At 65.0% G+C, this 18078-nt stretch carries 15 protein-coding genes; 6 read left to right on the top strand and 9 right to left on the bottom strand.

The annotated features are described in order from the left end of the window. Positions 1–377: 377 nt before the first annotated feature. Both moaB and ypfJ read right to left on the bottom strand, forming a co-directional pair. Positions 378–941, bottom strand: a complete 564-nt coding sequence (moaB, locus tag G8O24_RS40850; protein ID WP_188108150.1) for a molybdenum cofactor biosynthesis protein B — start codon at positions 939–941, stop codon at positions 378–380. A gap of 129 nt (positions 942–1070) precedes the next feature. After that, complete coding sequence (gene ypfJ / locus G8O24_RS40855; RefSeq protein ID WP_188108151.1) at positions 1071–2012, bottom strand: KPN_02809 family neutral zinc metallopeptidase; 942 nt, start codon at positions 2010–2012, stop codon at positions 1071–1073. Positions 2013–2417: 405 nt separating this feature from the next. Here ypfJ and G8O24_RS40860 point away from each other — a divergent pair, with 405 nt between their 5' ends. Together G8O24_RS40860 and G8O24_RS40865 are read left to right on the top strand one after the other, a co-directional pair. Beyond that, positions 2418–3548 carry a site-specific DNA-methyltransferase gene (locus tag G8O24_RS40860; protein WP_283815652.1) on the top strand — a complete coding sequence of 377 codons (1131 nt, stop codon included), beginning with the start codon at positions 2418–2420 and terminating at the stop codon, positions 3546–3548. Between the two features lie 212 nt (positions 3549–3760). After that, complete coding sequence (locus G8O24_RS40865; RefSeq protein ID WP_188108153.1) at positions 3761–4441, top strand: glutathione S-transferase family protein; 681 nt, start codon at positions 3761–3763, stop codon at positions 4439–4441. Between the two features lie 57 nt (positions 4442–4498). Here G8O24_RS40865 and G8O24_RS40870 read toward each other — a convergent pair whose 3' ends face one another. The 4 genes from G8O24_RS40870 to G8O24_RS40885 form a co-directional block, all read right to left on the bottom strand. Continuing rightward, positions 4499–6508 (bottom strand): methyl-accepting chemotaxis protein, encoded by a 2010-nt coding sequence (locus G8O24_RS40870; protein ID WP_188108154.1) that lies wholly within the window; start codon positions 6506–6508, stop codon positions 4499–4501. A 272-nt stretch (positions 6509–6780) separates the two neighbouring features. Continuing rightward, positions 6781–9324, bottom strand: a complete 2544-nt coding sequence (locus G8O24_RS40875; RefSeq protein ID WP_188108155.1) for an HWE histidine kinase domain-containing protein — start codon at positions 9322–9324, stop codon at positions 6781–6783. After that, a complete protein-coding gene (locus G8O24_RS40880) occupies positions 9321–9905 on the bottom strand; it encodes a biliverdin-producing heme oxygenase (protein ID WP_188108156.1) in 585 nt (194 codons plus the stop codon). The genes G8O24_RS40875 and G8O24_RS40880 overlap by 4 nt, the downstream gene beginning before the upstream one ends. A gap of 327 nt (positions 9906–10232) precedes the next feature. Then, a complete protein-coding gene (locus G8O24_RS40885; protein ID WP_188108157.1) occupies positions 10233–10676 on the bottom strand; it encodes a nuclear transport factor 2 family protein in 444 nt (147 codons plus the stop codon). Between the two features lie 91 nt (positions 10677–10767). On the opposite strand from G8O24_RS40885, the gene G8O24_RS40890 reads away from it, so the two are divergent. Next, positions 10768–11685 (top strand): LysR family transcriptional regulator, encoded by a 918-nt coding sequence (locus G8O24_RS40890; protein ID WP_188108158.1) that lies wholly within the window; start codon positions 10768–10770, stop codon positions 11683–11685. A 108-nt stretch (positions 11686–11793) separates the two neighbouring features. On the opposite strand, the gene G8O24_RS40895 is transcribed toward G8O24_RS40890, so the two are convergent. Continuing rightward, positions 11794–12414 carry a glutathione S-transferase family protein gene (locus G8O24_RS40895; protein WP_188108159.1) on the bottom strand — a complete coding sequence of 207 codons (621 nt, stop codon included), beginning with the start codon at positions 12412–12414 and terminating at the stop codon, positions 11794–11796. Between the two features lie 129 nt (positions 12415–12543). On the opposite strand from G8O24_RS40895, the gene G8O24_RS40900 reads away from it, so the two are divergent. After that, positions 12544–13821 (top strand): flavin-dependent oxidoreductase, encoded by a 1278-nt coding sequence (locus G8O24_RS40900; RefSeq protein WP_188108160.1) that lies wholly within the window; start codon positions 12544–12546, stop codon positions 13819–13821. A 238-nt stretch (positions 13822–14059) separates the two neighbouring features. Here G8O24_RS40900 and G8O24_RS40905 read toward each other — a convergent pair whose 3' ends face one another. After that, complete coding sequence (locus G8O24_RS40905; protein ID WP_188108161.1) at positions 14060–14479, bottom strand: PaaI family thioesterase; 420 nt, start codon at positions 14477–14479, stop codon at positions 14060–14062. A gap of 252 nt (positions 14480–14731) precedes the next feature. Between G8O24_RS40905 and G8O24_RS40910 the strand changes: the two genes are divergently transcribed. Then, a complete protein-coding gene (locus G8O24_RS40910) occupies positions 14732–16477 on the top strand; it encodes a sensor domain-containing diguanylate cyclase (RefSeq protein WP_188108162.1) in 1746 nt (581 codons plus the stop codon). Positions 16478–16481: 4 nt separating this feature from the next. Here G8O24_RS40910 and mutY read toward each other — a convergent pair whose 3' ends face one another. Next, positions 16482–17579, bottom strand: coding sequence for an A/G-specific adenine glycosylase (mutY, locus tag G8O24_RS40915; protein WP_188108163.1), 1098 nt, complete (start codon positions 17577–17579; stop codon positions 16482–16484). A 122-nt stretch (positions 17580–17701) separates the two neighbouring features. Here mutY and G8O24_RS40920 point away from each other — a divergent pair. Then, positions 17702–18078: DUF721 domain-containing protein (locus G8O24_RS40920; RefSeq protein ID WP_188108164.1), on the top strand; the 377-nt coding region annotated here is incomplete at its 3' end.

The following is an 18078-nucleotide window of genomic DNA, read 5'->3' on the forward strand; positions in this document are numbered from 1 at the left end:
CCGCCGGCAAGTGCCACAAATCCGCGCTGATCGCCTGCGCCAGGAAGCTGGTCGTCATCATCAACGCCGTCGTCGCCCGCGGAACTCCCTGGCTGGCCGAGGTGCCTCAACTCGCCAAGCTGCCCGCTCTCTGACCCGCGTTTCTTTGTTCGATCAGGCGACCGTTTCTTCGTCCCGACCTGCCGCCACAACGACGCCGCGCGCAGCGGCCGTCAAGGCTGGCCGTCGCTCATATCTCTCCTCACATCTGCTGTCCCCAGGCCACGCCTTGACGGCCGAAAGCGCGGCGTCATGCTCAACGGCAATCGGGCGGCGCTTTTATGGTTGCTACGATATCTTGCGCTTGGCTTGCGACTGATGCTCGCGCATCAGCGCGACTACACCGTCGCACCCTGCGCTTTCGGCCGGCGCAGATGCTCGTCCAGGCGCGGCATGATCTCGACGAAATTGCAGGGGCGCGTGCGGTAGTCGAGCTGGCTCGCGAGAATGCCGTCCCAGCCGTCGCGGCAGGCGCCGGGCGAGCCGGGCAGGCAGAAGATGTAGGTCGCGCCAGCAACGCCGGCGGTGGCGCGGCTCTGGATCGTCGACGTCCCGATCTTGGCGTGGCTCAGCATGTGGAAGGCGATGGAGAATCCATCCATGCGCTTCTCGAACAGCGGCTCGATCGCCTCCGGCGTGACGTCGCGGCCGGTGAAGCCGGTGCCGCCGGTGGTGATGACGACGTCGACGCCGCCATCTGCAATCCAGCGGCGGATGACGGCGCGGATCGCCTCGACATCGTCGGTGACGATCTCGCGCGCGGCGAGATGATGGCCGGCCGCGGTGAGGCGATCGACCAGGGTCTGGCCGGATTTGTCATCCGCGAGCGCCCGCGTGTCCGAGACGGTGAGCACCGCGATGTTGAGCGGAATGAACTCTTTGGATTCGTCGATCGAGGCCATTGGTTGCACCTTCTCTCCTACCCGCCGCCGTCATCCTGAGCTGCGCGCGCAGCGCGCCTCGAAGGATGGGCCGCGGGCTCCGTCATCCTTCGAGGCTCGCAACAGCGAGCACCTCAGGATGACGGATAACTACGGCCCGCCGCCGCCGAACGTGTTACAGGCCTGCAGCGAGCCCTGCTGATAGCCGGTCATGAACCATTGCTTGCGCTGCGCGGCCGAGCCGTGGGTGAAGGAATCGGGCACGACGCGCCCGGTGGCCTGGCGTTGCAAGGTATCGTCGCCGATCGCGCTCGCCGTGGTCAGCGCCGCGTCGATGTCGCCGGCTTCGAGGAAGTTCGGACGCTTCTTCGATTCCCTGTTGACCCAGACGCCGGAGAGGCAGTCGGCCTGGAGCTCGACCTTGACCTGGAGCGCATTGGCTTCGGCCTTGCTGCCGGCCGCCTGCTGCAATCGCGTCACCTTCGGAATGATGCCGAGCAGGTTCTGGATGTGATGGCCCGCCTCATGCGCGATGATATAGGCGGTGGTGAAATTGCACGCCGACTTGCCGGAGCAGCCGCGGAAGCGCGTCTCGACCTCGCGGAAGAACGCGGTGTCGAGGAAGATGGTGCGGTCCGGAGGGCAGTAGAACGGCCCCATCGCCGATTCGGCCCGGCCGCAGCGACCGCCATTGGTGACGTTGCGGAACAGCACCACCTTCGGGCCGGTGTAGGACTGGCCCGAGGCCTGGAAGATCTCGCTCCAGCGATCGTCGATCTCGCCGAGGATGCCGGAGATCATGCTGCCGACCTCATCCGTCGGCGCGCCACGCTTGGCCTGCGACGACGGACGGTCGCTCTGGTAGCTCGGCGCCTGGCCGCCGCCGGTGAGGATCTCGGCGCCGCCGATCAGAAGGCGCGGATCGATGCCGAAGGCATAGCCGATCAGACCGAGCACGATGATGGTGCCGATGCCGAGGCCGCCACCGCCCATCGGCAGGCCGAAGCCGCCGCCACCGCCGCCAAATCCGCCGCCGCCTTCGTCGCGACGATCCTCGATGTCGTCGCTGCGGCGGAAATCATCGTAGCGCATGGCGGGCTTCCCTCACGTCCTTGATGGCGTCAATCGGGCGGCGCGAAAAAGCTGGAGCTCAACGCGCCACATACGTAAAATTTCCGTTGCCTTTATCAATATCGTGGCCGGCAAAAATTGCCTAGTGCGACGGCACCGTCGCATCAGCAATTTTTTCCGAGGGCTGAGCATTTTTTTCCGAGAGAATTTTGACGGCCGCAGGGCAGCCACGGCGCGCGATAAGACGAAATCCACTGCAAAACACGGCATCGGCGCGCAATCACCGGCTCGCACAACGCGATGGCCGGCCTGCTCACGAAAGCAGCGGGTTAAGTCGATTTTTACTTTGCCGCTTCAATGTAGCGGTCAGTCGGTTGTTTGGTCCCGCGTCGCCGACAGCGTCGCCTGAGTCAGAGTTCTTGAGTCATGGTAGTGTCGCGTCGCGGGGCGTCTGCAAAGGCGCCCCGCACAAATTTTGAGTCTGTCTCGCACAGCATCATTCTCGGCGATTGCGTCGCCGAGATGTCGAAGCTTCAAGCCGGTTCGGTCGATCTGGTGTTCGCAGATCCGCCCTACAATCTCCAGCTCAAGGGCGATCTCAAGCGCCCCGACGAATCCCATGTCGATGCCGTCGACGACGATTGGGACAAGTTCGATTCCTTCTCCGCCTATGACGATTTCACCCGCGCCTGGCTGCTAGCCGCGCGCCGCGCGATGAAGCCGTCGGCGACGATCTGGGTGATCGGCTCTTATCACAACATCTTCCGCGTCGGCGCGATCATGCAGGACCTCGGCTTCTGGCTCCTGAACGACATCGTCTGGCGCAAGACCAACCCGATGCCGAATTTCCGCGGCCGCCGTTTCACCAACGCGCACGAAACCATGATCTGGGCCGCGCGTGACGAGAAGGCCAAGGGCTACACGTTCAACTACGAAGCGCTGAAGGCGGCCAACGAGGACGTGCAGGCACGGTCGGACTGGCTGATCCCGCTCTGCACCGGCGAGGAGCGTCTCAAGGGCGCCGACGGCAAGAAAGTTCATCCGACGCAGAAGCCGGAAGGCCTGCTCGCGCGCGTGCTGCTGTCCTCGTCCAAGCCCGGCGATCTCGTGATCGATCCCTTCAACGGCACCGGTACCACCGGCGCCGTCGCCAAGCGCCTCGGCCGCTCCTATATCGGCTTCGAGCGCGACAAGACCTACGCCAAGGCCGCCGAAGCGCGCATCGCCGCGGTCGAACCGCTGCCGGAAGAAAGCCTCGCCCCGTTCATGACCGCGCGCGAGGCACCCCGCGTCGCGTTCTCCGAACTGATCGAGCGCGGCATGATCATGCCCGGCACGAAACTGTTCGACGCCAAGAAGAAGCTCGGTGCGCTGGTCCGCGCCGACGGCGCCATCATGCTCGGCGACAAGGTCGGCTCGATCCATCGCATCGGTGCCGTGGCGCAAGGCGCGCAGGCCTGCAATGGCTGGACCTTCTGGCATGTCGAGACCAAGAAGGGCCTCAAGCTGATCGACGAGCTCCGCGCCGAGATCCGCGCCGGCATGGCGGCGGAGTAGTCCTCCGGGCGGCGGAGGCCTTTACGACGGCGACCGGCATTTGTTACGGCCGCCGATCTGCGCGGCGTGCAGATGTCGCCCGGCAATCTCGGCGGTTGCTCTCCCGGCGAAAGTTCAGGCAAGAGAAGGCCGCAGCGCGGCAACAATGCCGCGCCCGCCCTCGCCGACCAACCGCGTTCGCTATTGGCCACCAACACTTTGGGAGACGCCCGATGCTCAAATTCTATTTCAACGGATCGCCGAACCCGACCAAGGTCGCGCTCTTCCTCGAGGAAGTCGGCTTGCCTTACGAGCCGGTCAAGATCGACACCCGCAAGGGCGAGCAGTTCACGCCGGAGTACTTGAAGATCAATCCGAACGGCAAGGTGCCGGCGATCGAAGATAACGGCACCGTCGTGTTCGATTCCAACGCCATCCTGCTCTATCTCGCCGAGAAGACCGGCAAGTTCCTGCCCCAGAACCGCGCTGAACTGCTGTCCTGGCTGATGTTCATCGCGAGCGGCGTCGGGCCCTTTTCCGGTCAGGCCGTGCACTTCAAGCATTTTGCGCCGAAGGACCAGAACCACGACTACGCCCACAACCGCTACCAGTACGAGACCGATCGCCACTACAAGATCCTCGACGGTCATCTCGAAGGCCGCCGCTACATGGTTGGCGATGCTTATTCGATCGTCGACATGGCGCTGTGGGGCTGGGCACGGATGGTGCCGTTCAAGCTCGGCGACGACGCCTTTGCGCGCTACCCGAACGTGAAGCGGCTGGTCGACGAGATCTCGGCGCGCCCGGCGGCGGCCCGCGCGATCGCGCTGAAGGACAAGTTCACCTTCAAGGCCGAGATGGACGACGAGGCTAGAGCCAACATGTTCAAGCACATGGCGACGAATGTGGCCTGATCACACCGCACCATGACATGACGAAGGGCCACGCGCATGCGCGTGGCCTTCTTGTTTTCAGGCGGCGTGGACCGAGCTCAGGAACTTCGCGACTTCCTGCTTCAACCGGTTGCTGTCTGCCGACAGCGAGCGCGCCGCCGAGAGCACTTGCGAGGACGCCGAGCCCGTGTCGGAGGCGCCGCGCTGGACGTCGCCAATATTGGTCGAGACGCGCTGGGTGCCGTGCGCGGCCTGCTGGACATTGCGCGAGATCTCCTGTGTCGCAGCGCCCTGCTGTTCCACGGCGGCAGCGACAGTCGAGGAGATTTCCGACAGCCGCTCGATGGTTTCGCTGATCTCCTTGATGGAGCCGACCGACTCTTCCGTCGCGGCCTGGATACCGGAGACCTGCTGGGCGATCTCGCCGGTGGCCTTCGCGGTCTGCTCGGCCAGCGCCTTGACCTCGGTGGCGACGACGGCAAAGCCGCGCCCCGCCTCGCCCGCGCGCGCCGCCTCGATGGTGGCGTTGAGGGCCAAGAGGTTGGTCTGGCCGGCGATGGTGCTGATCAACTCGACGACGTCGCCGATGCGGGCGGCAGCCTTGGACAGTTCGCCGACGCGGGCGTTGGTCCTGCTCGCCTGGCCGACGGCTTCGCCGGCGATGCGGGCGGATTCCTGCACCTGACGCGCGATCTCGCTCACCGAGGAGGACAGCTGCTCGGTCGCTGACGCGACGGCCTGGACGTTGGCCGAGGCCTCATGCGAGGCGGAGGCAACCTCGGTCGACAGATCCTGCGCGCGCGTTGCGGTTGCGGTCAGCGTGCCGGCGGAGGCCTCGAGCTCGCCGGAAGCCGACGACACGGTGTCCACGATCTCACCGACCGCCTGCTCGAACTGGTCGGCGAGCCGGACCATGTCCTTCTTGCGGTCTTCGGCCCGGCGCGCCTCGATCTCGGTCTGCTCGTGACGCATCCGTTCGGTGTCGATCATGTTGTCCTTGAACACCTGGATCGCCTTGGCCATGTCGCCGATCTCGTCCTTCTTGCCGCGCGAAGGGATCTCGACCGCGAGATCGCCGCCGGCGAGCAGCCCCATCGCCCGCGTCATCGCGGTCAGGGGGGCGACGATGCTGCGGGCGATCAGGAAGGCGACGATCAATCCGAACAGGGTGGCGACGCCGCCCACGATCTCCTGCATCGAGATCGTGCCGTCGATCGCCGCCTCGGCCTGGCCGCGCGAATCCTTGTAGTCCTTCTTCAGGGTCGCTTCCGTGGCCTTGAGCTTGGCGATGCTGTCGACGATCAGCGGCGCGAGGCTCTTGTGGTAAACCTCGTCGGCCTGCAGCATCGCGGCCGAGGTGGTCTCGAAGGCGGATTTGTAGATTCCAAGCGCGGTCTTCACCGGCGCGAGCGTGGCGCGCAATTCCGTCGCCTGCGGGCTCTTTTCGAGCGCCGAAAGCCGCTGCATCGCCCGGTCCACGTTGGTCCTGAAGGTGGCGGGCCCCTTGGTGTCGCGCAGCGCCAGGAAGCGCCAGCCCGAGATTTGAACGTACAATAACCTGGATTCGAGGTCCGCGACGAGGGACGCAGTGTCCTCGTCGACGGCCGCGCGCGCCACATCGACCAGCTTGTTCATCTTGACGGTCAGATCATCGCCGCTCGGCAGCAGCGTCGCCTTGCCGGTCCGCGCCTCGTTGACGGCATCGCCGAGATTGTCACGCAGGGCCCGCATCTGGGCGATGTCGGCGATCAGTTCGTTGTAGAGCTTGCGCCGCTCCTCGGACAGCGTGCCCTTGGCGCCGATTTGCAGCAGCTCGGTCGCGGCCGTCTCCCGCTCCGAGGCCTCCCGCATCGCCGACTCATTGGCATCGTAGACGTAGCGCAGATTGGCGCGCTGGATCGCCTGGAGGTGGGTCGAGATTTCCAGCACCCGCGCCGAGCTGTCCGAAAATGTCGAGGCCTTGGCGACCTGGTCCTGCACCGTCCTCAAATTCCAGATGGCCACCACCGCCATCACGAGACCAACCACGACCAGCGCCACGAAGCCGGCATAGAGACGGCCCCTGATCCGCAAACGAAAGCTCGGCATTCCCACTCACCCAGATGCATGTGACTTCGAGCGGCCGAACCGTCCGGCGAAGCGTCACCGGCCACCCTGGCAGCCGCGCGTCGCGCCGTTGCGACCCACGCTGCACCGCGACACAATGCGGGACACTCGTTAATTGAACCTTCCAATTTTTCGCGCATATGCGCATTCGCGCACCGCAAATCTGCTGATATTGACGGCAGTTGCGCAAGGGATTGGCGCAGGGCTCGCAAGAGTATGCAGGTCTTTGCAGAAGGCGCCGCGTTCGCCTGACGTCAGGCAGTCGCCTGCTGCAGCTTGCCGATCGCATGCTCGACCACTTCCAGCGTGTACGGCTTTTGCACCACGGGGGCCGAGGCGAGGTCCACCGGAATCGGCGCGCGCTCGCCATAGCCGGTCGCGAAGATGAAGGGCACGCCAATCTCCCTGAGCTTCAGCGCCACCTTGATGCTACTCTCGCTGCCGAGATTGAGATCGAGCAACGCAAAACTTGGAGTAGTGCGCTCGATCGCGCGCAGCGCCTGGTCGACGCTCGCCGCCGTATCGACGTGGCGCGCCCCAAGGTCGAGCAGGATCACCTCCGCCGCCATGGCGATGATGAGATTGTCCTCCACGATCAAGGCCGTGTCGGAAATGCGCGGGCGCGCGGGCTGCTGTTCCTCGATGCGCATGGCGGCTCCTGCAATTGACGGCACCAACTCGACGAAGTTGGGCGGGATCACGAATCTCGCCTGCACGCCGAGCAGGTCGAAGCGGATTTCGGCTTCGCCCTTGAGGTCGAACGGGACGGAACGCTCGATGATGGTGGTCCCGAAGCCGCGGCGCGACGGCGGCTGCACCGGCGGGCCGCCGCTCTCCTTCCACTCGATCTCGAGACTCGAATTCGGGTCCACCCGCCACACCACCTCGACCTGGCCGGTGGAATCGGCGAGCGCACCGTATTTGGCGGAATTGGTCATCATCTCGTGGACGACAAGCGCCAGCGTCGCGAATGCCTTGGGATCGAGCGCCACGTCGGGTCCATCGATCTTCACGCGATCGGCGCGGGATCCGAGATAGGCGCCGGCTTCGGATTCGAGCAGCGTCCGTAACGCCACCGGCGCCCAGTTCAGGTTGGTGATCTGGTCATGAGCCCGCGCCAGCGCCTGGATGCGGCCACCGAGCACGCTGGCGAATTCGTCGACGCTTGTCGCGGTGTCCTTGCTCTGCGCCACCAGCGCACGGACCAGGCTCAGAATGTTGCGGACGCGATGATTGAGCTCGGCAATCATCAACTCCTGCCGCTCCTGCGCGCCGCGGCGCTCGCGCGCGGCAAGGTCGGACAATTGCAGGATCACCTCGAGCAGCGTGACGCGCAGGCTCTCGGCGATGCGGATGTCGGCCGCCGACCACGGCTTCGACTGGCCCGCGACCGTCTCCTGCCAGAGCTCAAAGCTCTTGCGCGGCGTCAGGCGCGGCCCGTTCGGGCCTTCCTCATAGACCTTGTCGGGGGCTCCGGCCCAGTTGACCGACCGCGTCACCTCGCGGCGAAAGAAGATGAGGCAGTCACGCGGTGTCCGCGAGATCGGAATGGCGAGAAAGCCGGCTGCGCGGTCGCGAAACGCCTCGCCGGCCGCATAGAGTTTTGCGATCTCGGCGCTGGCGCAGATGCGCCCCGGCGAGGTCCGGTTGATGAACGCGACGAGATCCTTGACCTCGTCCTCCCTCGGCGTCTCACCTTCGAGCGTGATCTTGTTGTCGGACCAGATTGCTATCCCGTCGCACGCGATCATTTTGCGATAGTCTCGGACGAAATCGACGATGGCGCGACGGCTGTGCTCGTGGGTCGCCACAGCCTCGATCAGCCGCTCTTGAATCTTGTGGGCGTTGGCCTCGTAGTTTACGTCGTCCTCGCGCTCCCGCCCCTCCACCATCCAGGAGAACATCTGCCCGAACAGTTCGGAGGCTGTGCGCTTGTCGAACGGAATGTAGCGTGGCGAATAATGATGGCACGCGAACAGCCCCCACAGCTTGCCGTCGCGCAGGATCGACACCGACATCGAGGCCGCGACGCCCATGTTGCGCAGATACTCGATGTGGATCGGCGACACCGAGCGCAGCACGCTCATGGACAGATCAAGCAGCCCCGCATTGTGCGCGGCCGTCGACAGCAATGCGGCTGGCTTGGCATTGATGTCGGCGATGATGCGCAACCAGTTGCGCTGATAGAGGATGCGGGCCTGCTTGGGGATGTCGGAAGCCGGGTAGTGCAGGCCCAGGAACTTCTCGAGGCCGGCTTCCGCAGCCTCGGCGATCACCTCGCCCGATCCGTCGGCGTGAAACTGATAGACCATGACGCGATCGAAGCCGGTCAATACTTTGAGCTGGCGTGCGGCCTCGCGGGCCAGCTCGGCCATGCCGCGGGTCTTGCGGATCCGCCCCAGCATCAGCCGCACCAGCTCGCCGGAACTGATGCCGGCTTCGATGACGCTGGGCTCAGCCTCGACAACGAGGTAAGCGCCGGAGAAGTGGATCGAGAGATCGTAGAGCGGCTTGCCGGGCTGGATCTCGACGCCAAACACGCGCTCGGTCGAGTCGGGTCCGCCAAGCTGGTCGACGCGATTGCGAATGATCTCGATGGCGGCTGCCGAGAAGACCTCGGCAAGCGGCCGTTGCAGGAGGTCGGCAACGTCATCACCGAGGAAGCGGCCGGCATTCTCCGAGGCCATGCAGATCGTGAAATCCGACAGCAGCGTCAGCAGGAAGCCAAAAGGCTGCACGCTACCGGGAATGTGGATCGGCTCGCGGTCGCAATTGGTGAGATCGACCGCCTCGTTCATGCGCGATCCGCCGCCCGCTCAAACGCTGCAAACGCGCGGCGCGCTGCCTCGATTGCTTCGTCCTCGTCGCAGGCCTCTCCGCTGCCAAGTCTTGCCAGGAAGCTCTGCCAGAGCTTCTTGCCGGCACCGTGATCGAGATAGGCCGTAGCCTTGCCGATGCGCGGATCTGCCGCGTCTTCAACCGCCTTCAGCAGGAATTTGGCGCCGAGCCGGGAGCCCTCCAGCACATACATCGTGCCGATGACTGCGCTGGGCGTCAGCGGCGGCACCGACACAGTCGCGTGCGCATCCCTGCCAAGCCAATCGAGATCGGCCACGATGGCGGCGCTGCGCGTCCGCTCCGGCCAGTCCGGAAACATCCGGGCAACCCCACCGTCCACCAGCGCGGCCTCTAGCGGCAACAACGCGCCTGCGCTGGCCTGAAGGAAGCGGCAATAGCCGGAGAACACGGTGAGATCGAATGCGGACATTTGTGCATCGAGCTGCCGATGCGCGGCCGCGGTCGCCTCTCTCAATCGCTCACGCAGCCCGGGAAAGGTGCGGCCCACCTGTACCGAAACGTCCGAAACCCCAGCCAGCATGAAATTCCCAAATGCGCGCAAAGCCGGCGCGCAATTGCCCCGGAGGTGAGGGAACGCTGGTGGAACCCGATGGTTCCGAGTTGGCCGGAAAAATGGGAGGCGAGGCATTCGCCTCGCCTCCCCGGTTCTCTATGTCCGGCGCCGAGGCTTACGGAGCTCGTGCTCGATATCGGTCGGGGTCATCCCGCAGTCCCGAAGCTCGCGCTCGCTCATATCCGCGAGGCGATACGTTGTCCTGCGATCCCTCTTGCCGGAGACGGACCACCTCCACCAGCGCCTGGCATGACGGATCATGTCCGCCGGTGCAGGCAACACGGCTCGACCTGCTCAGCTCGCAGCCCTCACCGCCGGTTGTGGAAACGGGCCGAGGGCCCTCTCGGTCAGCACCGAGTCGCAATATTCCCTGATCTCCTTGATCTTGCCGTTCTCGAACCGGAACACGAGACAATAATCATTGTCGTAACGCACGCCTTCGGGCGTGACGTTGTCGCCCTTGGCCTCCACCACGACGATGTCGCCGTCGGCAATGAAGCGCTCGGCAACCGTTCGCGTCCGCTCGCGCAGGCGGGTGCGCACATAGCCGTGCAAGTCGTTCATGATCGCCTCCTTTCCCGCGAAGATGCGCGACCACGAATATTGCCCGGTGACGATCCATCTGGCGTCGTCGGCAAGGCTCGCGACGAACAGCGACCGATCGCGAACGGCTGGATCGGGGCTGGCGGCGGCGGCGAAAATGTCCTGCATCAGCTTCTTGTTGGCGCTCGCGCTCATGGCGGCATCTCCTGATAGTGGCAACACGGAGAACATCGCCGCACGAACGGAATTCTTCAAATCGATAGTGGATATGATATCTATTCACCCCATGAATTTGAATTCGCTCGATCTCAATCTATTGACCGCGCTCGACGCGCTGCTGCGCGAGGCCAATGTCAGCCGCGCGGCCATGCGCATCGGCCTGTCTCAACCCGCCGCGAGCCACGCGCTGCAACGGCTGCGCGATATTTTTGGCGACCCGCTGCTGGTACGGACCGGCGCCCGGATGGAGTTGACGCCGCGCGCACAGGCGCTGCGCGCCCCGCTGGCGCAAACGCTCGACCAGGTACGCGGGCTCTTCATAACCGACGCGTTCGACGCCATGCGCAGCGAACGCGCGTTCCGGTTGATGATGCCCGACCTCGCGGTCGAGTTGTTGATGCCGCCTTTGATGGAAAAGGTGACGCGTCTTGCACCCAGCGTCCGCATCGACGTGGTGCCGTGGCGGGGGCCGGCGATCTTTCACGCCGAGTTCGCCCGCACCATTGACCTCGTGATTTCGATCGGCAACGCCTTCAAAGGCTTTCACCGCCAGTTGCTCTACACCGACAGCGACGCGCTAGCGGTACGGCGTGGTCACCCCATGGGCACAAAGCTGAAGCGACGCGAGGCGTTCCTGGCCGCACGCCATGTCGGCGTGGTCATCCGCGGCAATGCCGAGGATCTCATCGATACCTGGCTGCGCGCCAAAGGCATCGAGCGGCACATTTCGCTGGTGGTGTCGGGCTATCTCGAAGCCCTGCACGTCGCAGCCCGCACCGACCTCGTCGCCTTCGTGCCGCGTCGGCTGATCGCGGCGCTGTCAAAGCAGCTCGCTCTCGTCACGGTGACGCCGCCGCTCGACCCCGGAATCGACGAGCAGTTCATGTTCTATCCGACCCGGGCGCAGATGGACCCGGGCTCGATCTGGCTGCGGCGCTTGATGCTGGAGACGGGACGGGAGCTGGAGAAGCGGAACGCTGGGTAACCCGCGTAGGGTGGGCAAAGCGGAGCGTGCCCACCATCTGTCGCCGCCATACAAAGATGGTGGGCACGGCGCGTTGCGCCTTTGCCCACCCTACGACAGCAGCACGCCTTAAGCCTTCTGCGCGTCCATCACCTTGCGGATCGCCGGTCGGTCCATCATCCGCTTGAAGTGGTCGGCGATCTTCGGTGTGGCGTTGATGTCGACGCTGTCGCCTTCGAGCCAGTGCGAGAGCGTGTGGAGATAGGGATCGCAGATCGTGAACTGGTCGCCCATCACCCAGGGCCCCTTGAACATCTTCTGCTCGATCAGCTGGAAGCAGGCGCCCATGGTCTTTGGCACCATCGCCTTCATGTCGGCAAACGAGCTCTCCTGCGTCGCCCAGCGCGCGCCGCGCATCTTGTGCGCATGGTTGATGTGCACCGTCGAGCAGAGATAGGAGTTGAACGACTGCACTTGCGCAAAGTCGAAGGGATCGTCGAGCGGCGCGAGTTTCGCCTTCGGGAAGGTCTGCGCGAGATAGGCCAGCATCGCCGGCGTCTCGGTGAGGACGCCGCGGTCGGTCACCAGGGCCGGCACGCGGCCCTTCGGGTTGATCGCCAGATAGTCCGGGCTGTTCTGTTGATTGTCCTTGAAGCTCAGCCGCTCGGCCGTGTAGTCGGCGCCAGCCTCCTCCAGCGTCATGTAGGTGGCAAGCGCGCAGGTGCCGGTGGCGTAGTAGAGCTTGAGCATGTCGGACCTCATGGGAAAATTGGAAATTAGCGACTGTCGGCCCGCAGGTCCATAGCACAACATCCTCTTCGCAGTTGCCCACATCCGCCCGCCTGTGCCAAGACGCCCGCAATCGGAGGGGGTTCTGTCATGACGGTCCTTATCGCTGGCGGCGGCATCGGCGGCCTGACGCTTGCGCTCAGCCTGCATCAAATCGGCGTTCCCGTAAAAGTTTTCGAGAGCGTCGCGGAATTGAAGCCGCTCGGCGTCGGCATCAATGTGCTGCCACATGCGGTGCGCGAGCTGATCGAGCTCGGGCTGCTCGACAGGCTGGATGCCAGCGGCGTGCGCACCCGCGAGCTTGCTTACTTCTCCAAGCACGGCAAGCCGATCTGGAGCGAGCCGCGCGGGCTGGAAGCCGGCTACAAATGGCCGCAATTCTCGATCCATCGCGGCACGCTGCAGCAGCTCCTGCTCGACGCCGCGATCGAGCGGCTCGGCCGCGAGAACATTTTGACCAGCCACCACCTGACCGGCTGGACCGAGACGCCCAGCGGCGTGCGCGCCGACTTCATCGACAAAGCGACCGGCAAGGCCGCCGGGACATACGAAGGCGCGATCATGGTCGCCGCCGACGGCATCCATTCCCTCGCGCGCGAAAAGCTCTACCCCAACGAGGGTCCGCCGATCTGGAACGGCCGCATCCTCTGGCGCGGCGTGACACCGGCAAAAGCGTTCCTCACCGGCCGCACCATGATCATGGCCGGCCACGAGATCCTGAAATTCGTCTGCTATCCGATCTCGAAGGAGCCGGACGCGGCCGGCAACCATTTGATCAACTGGGTCGCCGAGCGCCACATGCCGCCGACCTATCAATGGCGCCGCGAGGACTATAACCGCACCGCGCGGCTGGAAGAGTTTCTGCCCTGGTTCGAGAGCTGGCAATTCGACTGGCTCGACGTGCCCGGCTTGATCAGGAACTGCCCGCACGCCTACGAATATCCGCTGGTCGACCGCGATCCGGTGTCGCAATGGACCTTCGGCAGGGTGACGCTGATGGGCGACGCCGCGCATCCGATGTACCCGATCGGCTCGAACGGCGCCTCGCAGGCGATCCTCGATGCCCGCACCATCACCCGCGAAATCCTGGCGCATGGTCCGACGCAGGCCGCCCTGCTCGCCTATGAAGCCGAGCGCAGGCCGGCGACCACCGACCTCGTCCTGCTCAACCGCAAGAACGGCCCCGAGCAAGTGATGCAGCTCGTCGAAGAGCGCGCGCCCGATGGCTACAAGGTCGTCACCGACGTGCTGTCGCAGCAGGAGCTGGAAGACATCGCCGCGAACTACAAGCGCGTCGCTGGCTTCCAGGTCGAGGCACTGAATGCCAAGCCGCCGATCGTGAGCAAGGACGCGCGGGCGGGGGTGTGAGTTCGTTCGCTGCGCTGCCGGCTGTTCTTCACCTCTCCCCGCTTGCGGGGAGAGGCATGGGCCGCCTCTGGCAGCCGTCCTCAAGAACGCCGAAGCAAAGCTTCGGCCATGTTGCATCGAAGATGCGATCCGGGTGACGGGGTACAGGTCTCACGGAAATCTCGCCTGCGGCGAGATGCCCTCACCCCACCCTCTCCCCGTAAGAACGGGGCGAGGGACTGAGAGAGCGGTGCCCGCCTTACTTCACCACCCTCGCCGCCTCCAGCAGCCGCTCACTTGCGGTTGCCGTCGCCAGCACCGTGCCATCCTCGGCCATCAGCTTGGCCTCGACGAACGCGATGGTCTTGCCGAGCTGCGTGACCTTGGCCTCTCCGACGATTGGCCCTGGCCTTGCTGGGCTGAGAAAATTCACGGTCATGCTGATGGTCGTGGTGTAGAGCCGGCCCTCGCTCATCACCAGCACGGCCGGCCCCATGGTGTCATCGAGCATGGCCGAGAGCATGCCGCCCTGGATGAATCCGGCCGGATTGCAGAACTCGGGTCGGCCCTCGAACCCGAGCTTGATCCAGCCGTCCGCGGGCCGGACTTCGAGCAGGCGCCAGCCAAGCAGCTCGGCGCAGGGCGGCCTCTTGAAATCGTCGAGCGCGGTCTTGACCATGCGAACCTCCGTGACCGACAACACCTAGCGCAGGCTTGCTGACACCCTCATGGCAGCAGGCCATCGGCCCGCAGCGCAACAACACTCCCGCAACACAGGAAATTGTTCCGATTCCGGACATCCCCGCGCCGTTAAGCGTGCTTCAACCAACCGGCTTCACGACCGATTCAATACGATCCAAATCAGAAATCGGCCGGTAAGTGGTTGGAAGTTACCACATGGCATGAGCGACGGTGAGACCGGAGCCTTTCCATGCGCGCTTTCTTGCAACAGGCAGCAGAACGCCTGCACGCGATCGAAGATCGACTGACCGTTCGGACGCAGATCGCTGCGGCCGTGGCTGCGATGTCCATCGTGCTGGTGGGCACTCTCGCCGCGGGCGCCGCGCTGATCAGCTACAGAAACACCGCAGCGCTCATCGAGAACAATCTGGCCGGAACCGCGGCCATGGTGTCCGGCCGGCTCGACCGCTTCATGGCGACGCGGCGTCAGGAGATGAAGCTTTTCGCGGAGCTGCAACCGATGGAGCAGCTGTGGCAGGGCGATCCGGCCGCATTGCGCCGCTCGCTCGAGGCGCTTCAGCATTCCTTTGATTTCGCCTGGATCGGTTTCGTCGACCTGAACGGCGACGTCGTCGCGGCAACCGGCGGCCTGCTGCAAGGCAAGTCCGTGGCTGCACGCCCCTGGTTCAAGCAAGGCCTCGAACGGGTCGCTGTCGGCGACGTGCACGAGGCTCTCCTGCTCGCCTCGCTTCTCTCGCAGCGCGCCAGCAACGAACCTTATCGCTTCGTCGATATCGCCATTCCCGTACGTGATGCCTCGGGCAAGCTGCTCGGCGTGCTGGGCGGACATCTCGACTGGAATTGGGCGACCAGCCTGATCAAGGACGTCGAAGCCACCGACGGCAATGCCGACGCAACGCTCTCGATCCTCAGCAAGGGCGGCATGGTTCTGGTCGGACCGCAGACGGAAACCATCCGTTATGACGGCGACGAACTCGCCGCCATCCTGAAAGCCGGCGACGGCACGCTTCGTGAAACACGGGACGGGCGGCAGATGCTGACCGCGTTCCATGTCGGCCGTGGCTTTCGCGACTATCAGGGGCTGAACTGGATTGTCACTGCGAGCCAGCCTGCGAGCGTGGCGCTCGCCGCCGCGATCTCGTCGGCGCAGACGATCCTGGCGATCGGAGCGGCGACCGCCCTGATCGCGCTGTCGCTGGCCGTGCTGCTGTCGCGCCGGATCGCAGGCCCGATCCTCGCCATCACGCAGGAAGCGGACCGCATCGGGCGCGCCCACGGCCCGACAATGCTGGCGCGGCAGAGCGGCTCGGCCGAAGTCGTCCAGCTCTCGCGCGCGTTGCGTTCGCTGCTGCGGCGCATCGGCCATGCCGAGGAACGCACCAAGGAAGCGGAGCTGCGCGCGAGCGAAAATGCAATGCAGCTCCAGGAAGACATGCTGAAGCTGCGTGAGCTCGCCGACACCGACTTCATGACCGGCCTGATGAACCGCCGCTCCTTCCTCGCCGTCGCCGACGACGCCGTGGCATTCAGCCGCCGCTACAAGCGCAACATGGCGCCCCTGATGATCGACATCGATCATTTCAAGAAGATCAACGACACTCATGGGCATGCCGCAGGCGACGACGCGATCAAGCGTGTCGCCGAAATCGTCAGCCAGTCGATCCGCACGACCGACAAGGCCGCCCGCTTCGGCGGCGAGGAGTTCGTGGTACTGCTGCGCGAGATCGACCAAGAAACCGCCGTGCTGCTCGCCGACCGGATCAGGACCTCAATCGAGAGCGCGATTGTTCGCCATGGCAACACCGTGATCCCCCTCACCGTCTCGGTCGGGCTCGCGCTGTTCGACGAAACCGACCGCGACGTGCAGGACGTCATCGAGCGCGCTGACCAAGGCCTCTATGTCGCCAAGAAGACGGGACGCAACCGCACCTTCCTGATGCCAATAAGCGACGAACGCGCGGCGCGCGCCGCCTGAACGGTCAATCCAGCGCGTACGCAATCACCTTGCGCATGACGTTGGGCAGCGCCTCGTCCGCCAGCGTCGCGATCGGCACCCAGCGCATGCCCGCGGGCGCGCGCGTCCGGGCTTCGGCCTTCGCCGTGTAGACCACGAGCTCCAGCGGGAAATGCGTGAAGACGTGGGTGACCACGCCGAGCTTGCGCTGCCAGCGCGACAGCCCCTTGATATCTGGCGCCTGCCGTTTCGCCGCCGCGTCCTCTTGTCCTGCGAGCCAGTCCGAGCCCGGAACTTCGGTCATGCCGCCAAGCAAGCCTTTTTCCGGCCTTGAGCGAACCAGCAGCTCATCGCCGCGCGTGACGACGAAGGCGGCGCCACGCCGCAACGTGCCGCTCTTCTTCGGCGCCTTGCGTGGGAATGTCTCCTGCGTGCCCTGCGCGCGCGCGGCGCAATCATCATTCAGCGGACAGAGCGAGCAGGCCGGCTTCTTCGGCGTGCAGATCGAGGCGCCCAGATCCATCAGGGCCTGCGCGCTATCGCCGGCGCGGGAATTGGCCAACAGCGTCGCGGCCAGTCGCTGGATCAGCGGCTTTGCTTGCGGCAATTCCTCCTCGACCGCAAACAGGCGCGACACCACGCGCTCGATATTGCCGTCGACCGGCATGGTGTGGCGCTCGAACGCGATCGCCGCAATCGCGGCCGCCGTGTACGGCCCGATTCCCGGCAGCCCCCGCAGGCCCTCCTCGGTGTCGGGGAAGACGCCGCCATGGTCCCGCGTCACCATGACCGCGCAGGCATGAAGATTACGCGCCCGCGAGTAATAGCCGAGACCGGCCCACATCCGCAGCACATCATCCAGCGAAGCATTGCCGAGCGCCGTGACCTCAGGCCACCGTGTCACGAATTTCTCGAAATAGGGCCCGACCGCCTTCACCGTGGTCTGCTGCAGCATGATCTCCGACAGCCAGACGCGATAGGGATCAGACCTCTCCCCGGGCGCGGCGCGCCAGGGCAGCCTGCGGCGGTGGCGGTCGTACCATTGGAGCAGCGCGACTGGGCGCGACACGGTCTCTGGCGGTCTGGGTTCCGATGTCGCCTTCCGGGCGGATTTGGTGCTCATACTTTCACAGTAGCGACAACGCACCGGCCTCTCCACGTCATGCCCGCGTTCGTCGCAGGCATCCACGTCTTTCTTCGTTGCGGGGAGTCTGCCGGCGGCACGCCAGAGTGCTATAAGGCCCCATGGCCAAATTCCCTCCCAAACCCGGCCCCATCAGCGCCAAGCCGCTCGGGATCCTGCTCGACGACGTCTTTGCCGAGGCCTATGCCAAGCAGGGCTTTGCCGCGCGCGAGCTGGTGACGCGGTGGGCGCAGATCGCGGGGCCCGAGATCGCCGCCCATGCCGAGCCGTTGAAGATGCAATGGCCCCGGCCGGTCGAGGGCCAGCCGCAGGAGCCGGCGACGCTGGTGCTGCGGGTCGAGGGCCCGATGGCGCTGGAGATCCAGCATTCCGCCGACGTGATCCTGGAGCGGGTCAACCGGTTCTTCGGCTGGAGCGCGGTCGGCAAGCTTGCCTTCCGCCAGGCCCCGCTGTCCCGCCCCCAGACCCGGAAGCGGCC

It is taken from the genome of Bradyrhizobium campsiandrae (assembly GCF_014529705.1).
GTDB lineage: Bacteria > Pseudomonadota > Alphaproteobacteria > Rhizobiales > Xanthobacteraceae > Bradyrhizobium > Bradyrhizobium campsiandrae.

What these genes read in the sequence shown, in the direction of transcription:
- moaB (WP_188108150.1), bottom strand. Translation starts at nt 941, where the DNA reads ATGGCCTCGATCGACGAATCCAAAGAGTTCATTCCGCTCAACATCGCG.
- ypfJ (WP_188108151.1), bottom strand. Translation starts at nt 2,012, where the DNA reads ATGCGCTACGATGATTTCCGCCGCAGCGACGACATCGAGGATCGTCGC.
- G8O24_RS40860 (WP_283815652.1), top strand. Translation starts at nt 2,418, where the DNA reads ATGGTAGTGTCGCGTCGCGGGGCGTCTGCAAAGGCGCCCCGCACAAAT.
- G8O24_RS40865 (WP_188108153.1), top strand. Translation starts at nt 3,761, where the DNA reads ATGCTCAAATTCTATTTCAACGGATCGCCGAACCCGACCAAGGTCGCG.
- G8O24_RS40870 (WP_188108154.1), bottom strand. Translation starts at nt 6,508, where the DNA reads ATGCCGAGCTTTCGTTTGCGGATCAGGGGCCGTCTCTATGCCGGCTTC.
- G8O24_RS40875 (WP_188108155.1), bottom strand. Translation starts at nt 9,324, where the DNA reads ATGAACGAGGCGGTCGATCTCACCAATTGCGACCGCGAGCCGATCCAC.
- G8O24_RS40880 (WP_188108156.1), bottom strand. Translation starts at nt 9,905, where the DNA reads ATGCTGGCTGGGGTTTCGGACGTTTCGGTACAGGTGGGCCGCACCTTT.
- G8O24_RS40885 (WP_188108157.1), bottom strand. Translation starts at nt 10,676, where the DNA reads ATGAGCGCGAGCGCCAACAAGAAGCTGATGCAGGACATTTTCGCCGCC.
- G8O24_RS40890 (WP_188108158.1), top strand. Translation starts at nt 10,768, where the DNA reads ATGAATTTGAATTCGCTCGATCTCAATCTATTGACCGCGCTCGACGCG.
- G8O24_RS40895 (WP_188108159.1), bottom strand. Translation starts at nt 12,414, where the DNA reads ATGCTCAAGCTCTACTACGCCACCGGCACCTGCGCGCTTGCCACCTAC.
- G8O24_RS40900 (WP_188108160.1), top strand. Translation starts at nt 12,544, where the DNA reads ATGACGGTCCTTATCGCTGGCGGCGGCATCGGCGGCCTGACGCTTGCG.
- G8O24_RS40905 (WP_188108161.1), bottom strand. Translation starts at nt 14,479, where the DNA reads ATGGTCAAGACCGCGCTCGACGATTTCAAGAGGCCGCCCTGCGCCGAG.
- G8O24_RS40910 (WP_188108162.1), top strand. Translation starts at nt 14,732, where the DNA reads ATGCGCGCTTTCTTGCAACAGGCAGCAGAACGCCTGCACGCGATCGAA.
- mutY (WP_188108163.1), bottom strand. Translation starts at nt 17,579, where the DNA reads ATGAGCACCAAATCCGCCCGGAAGGCGACATCGGAACCCAGACCGCCA.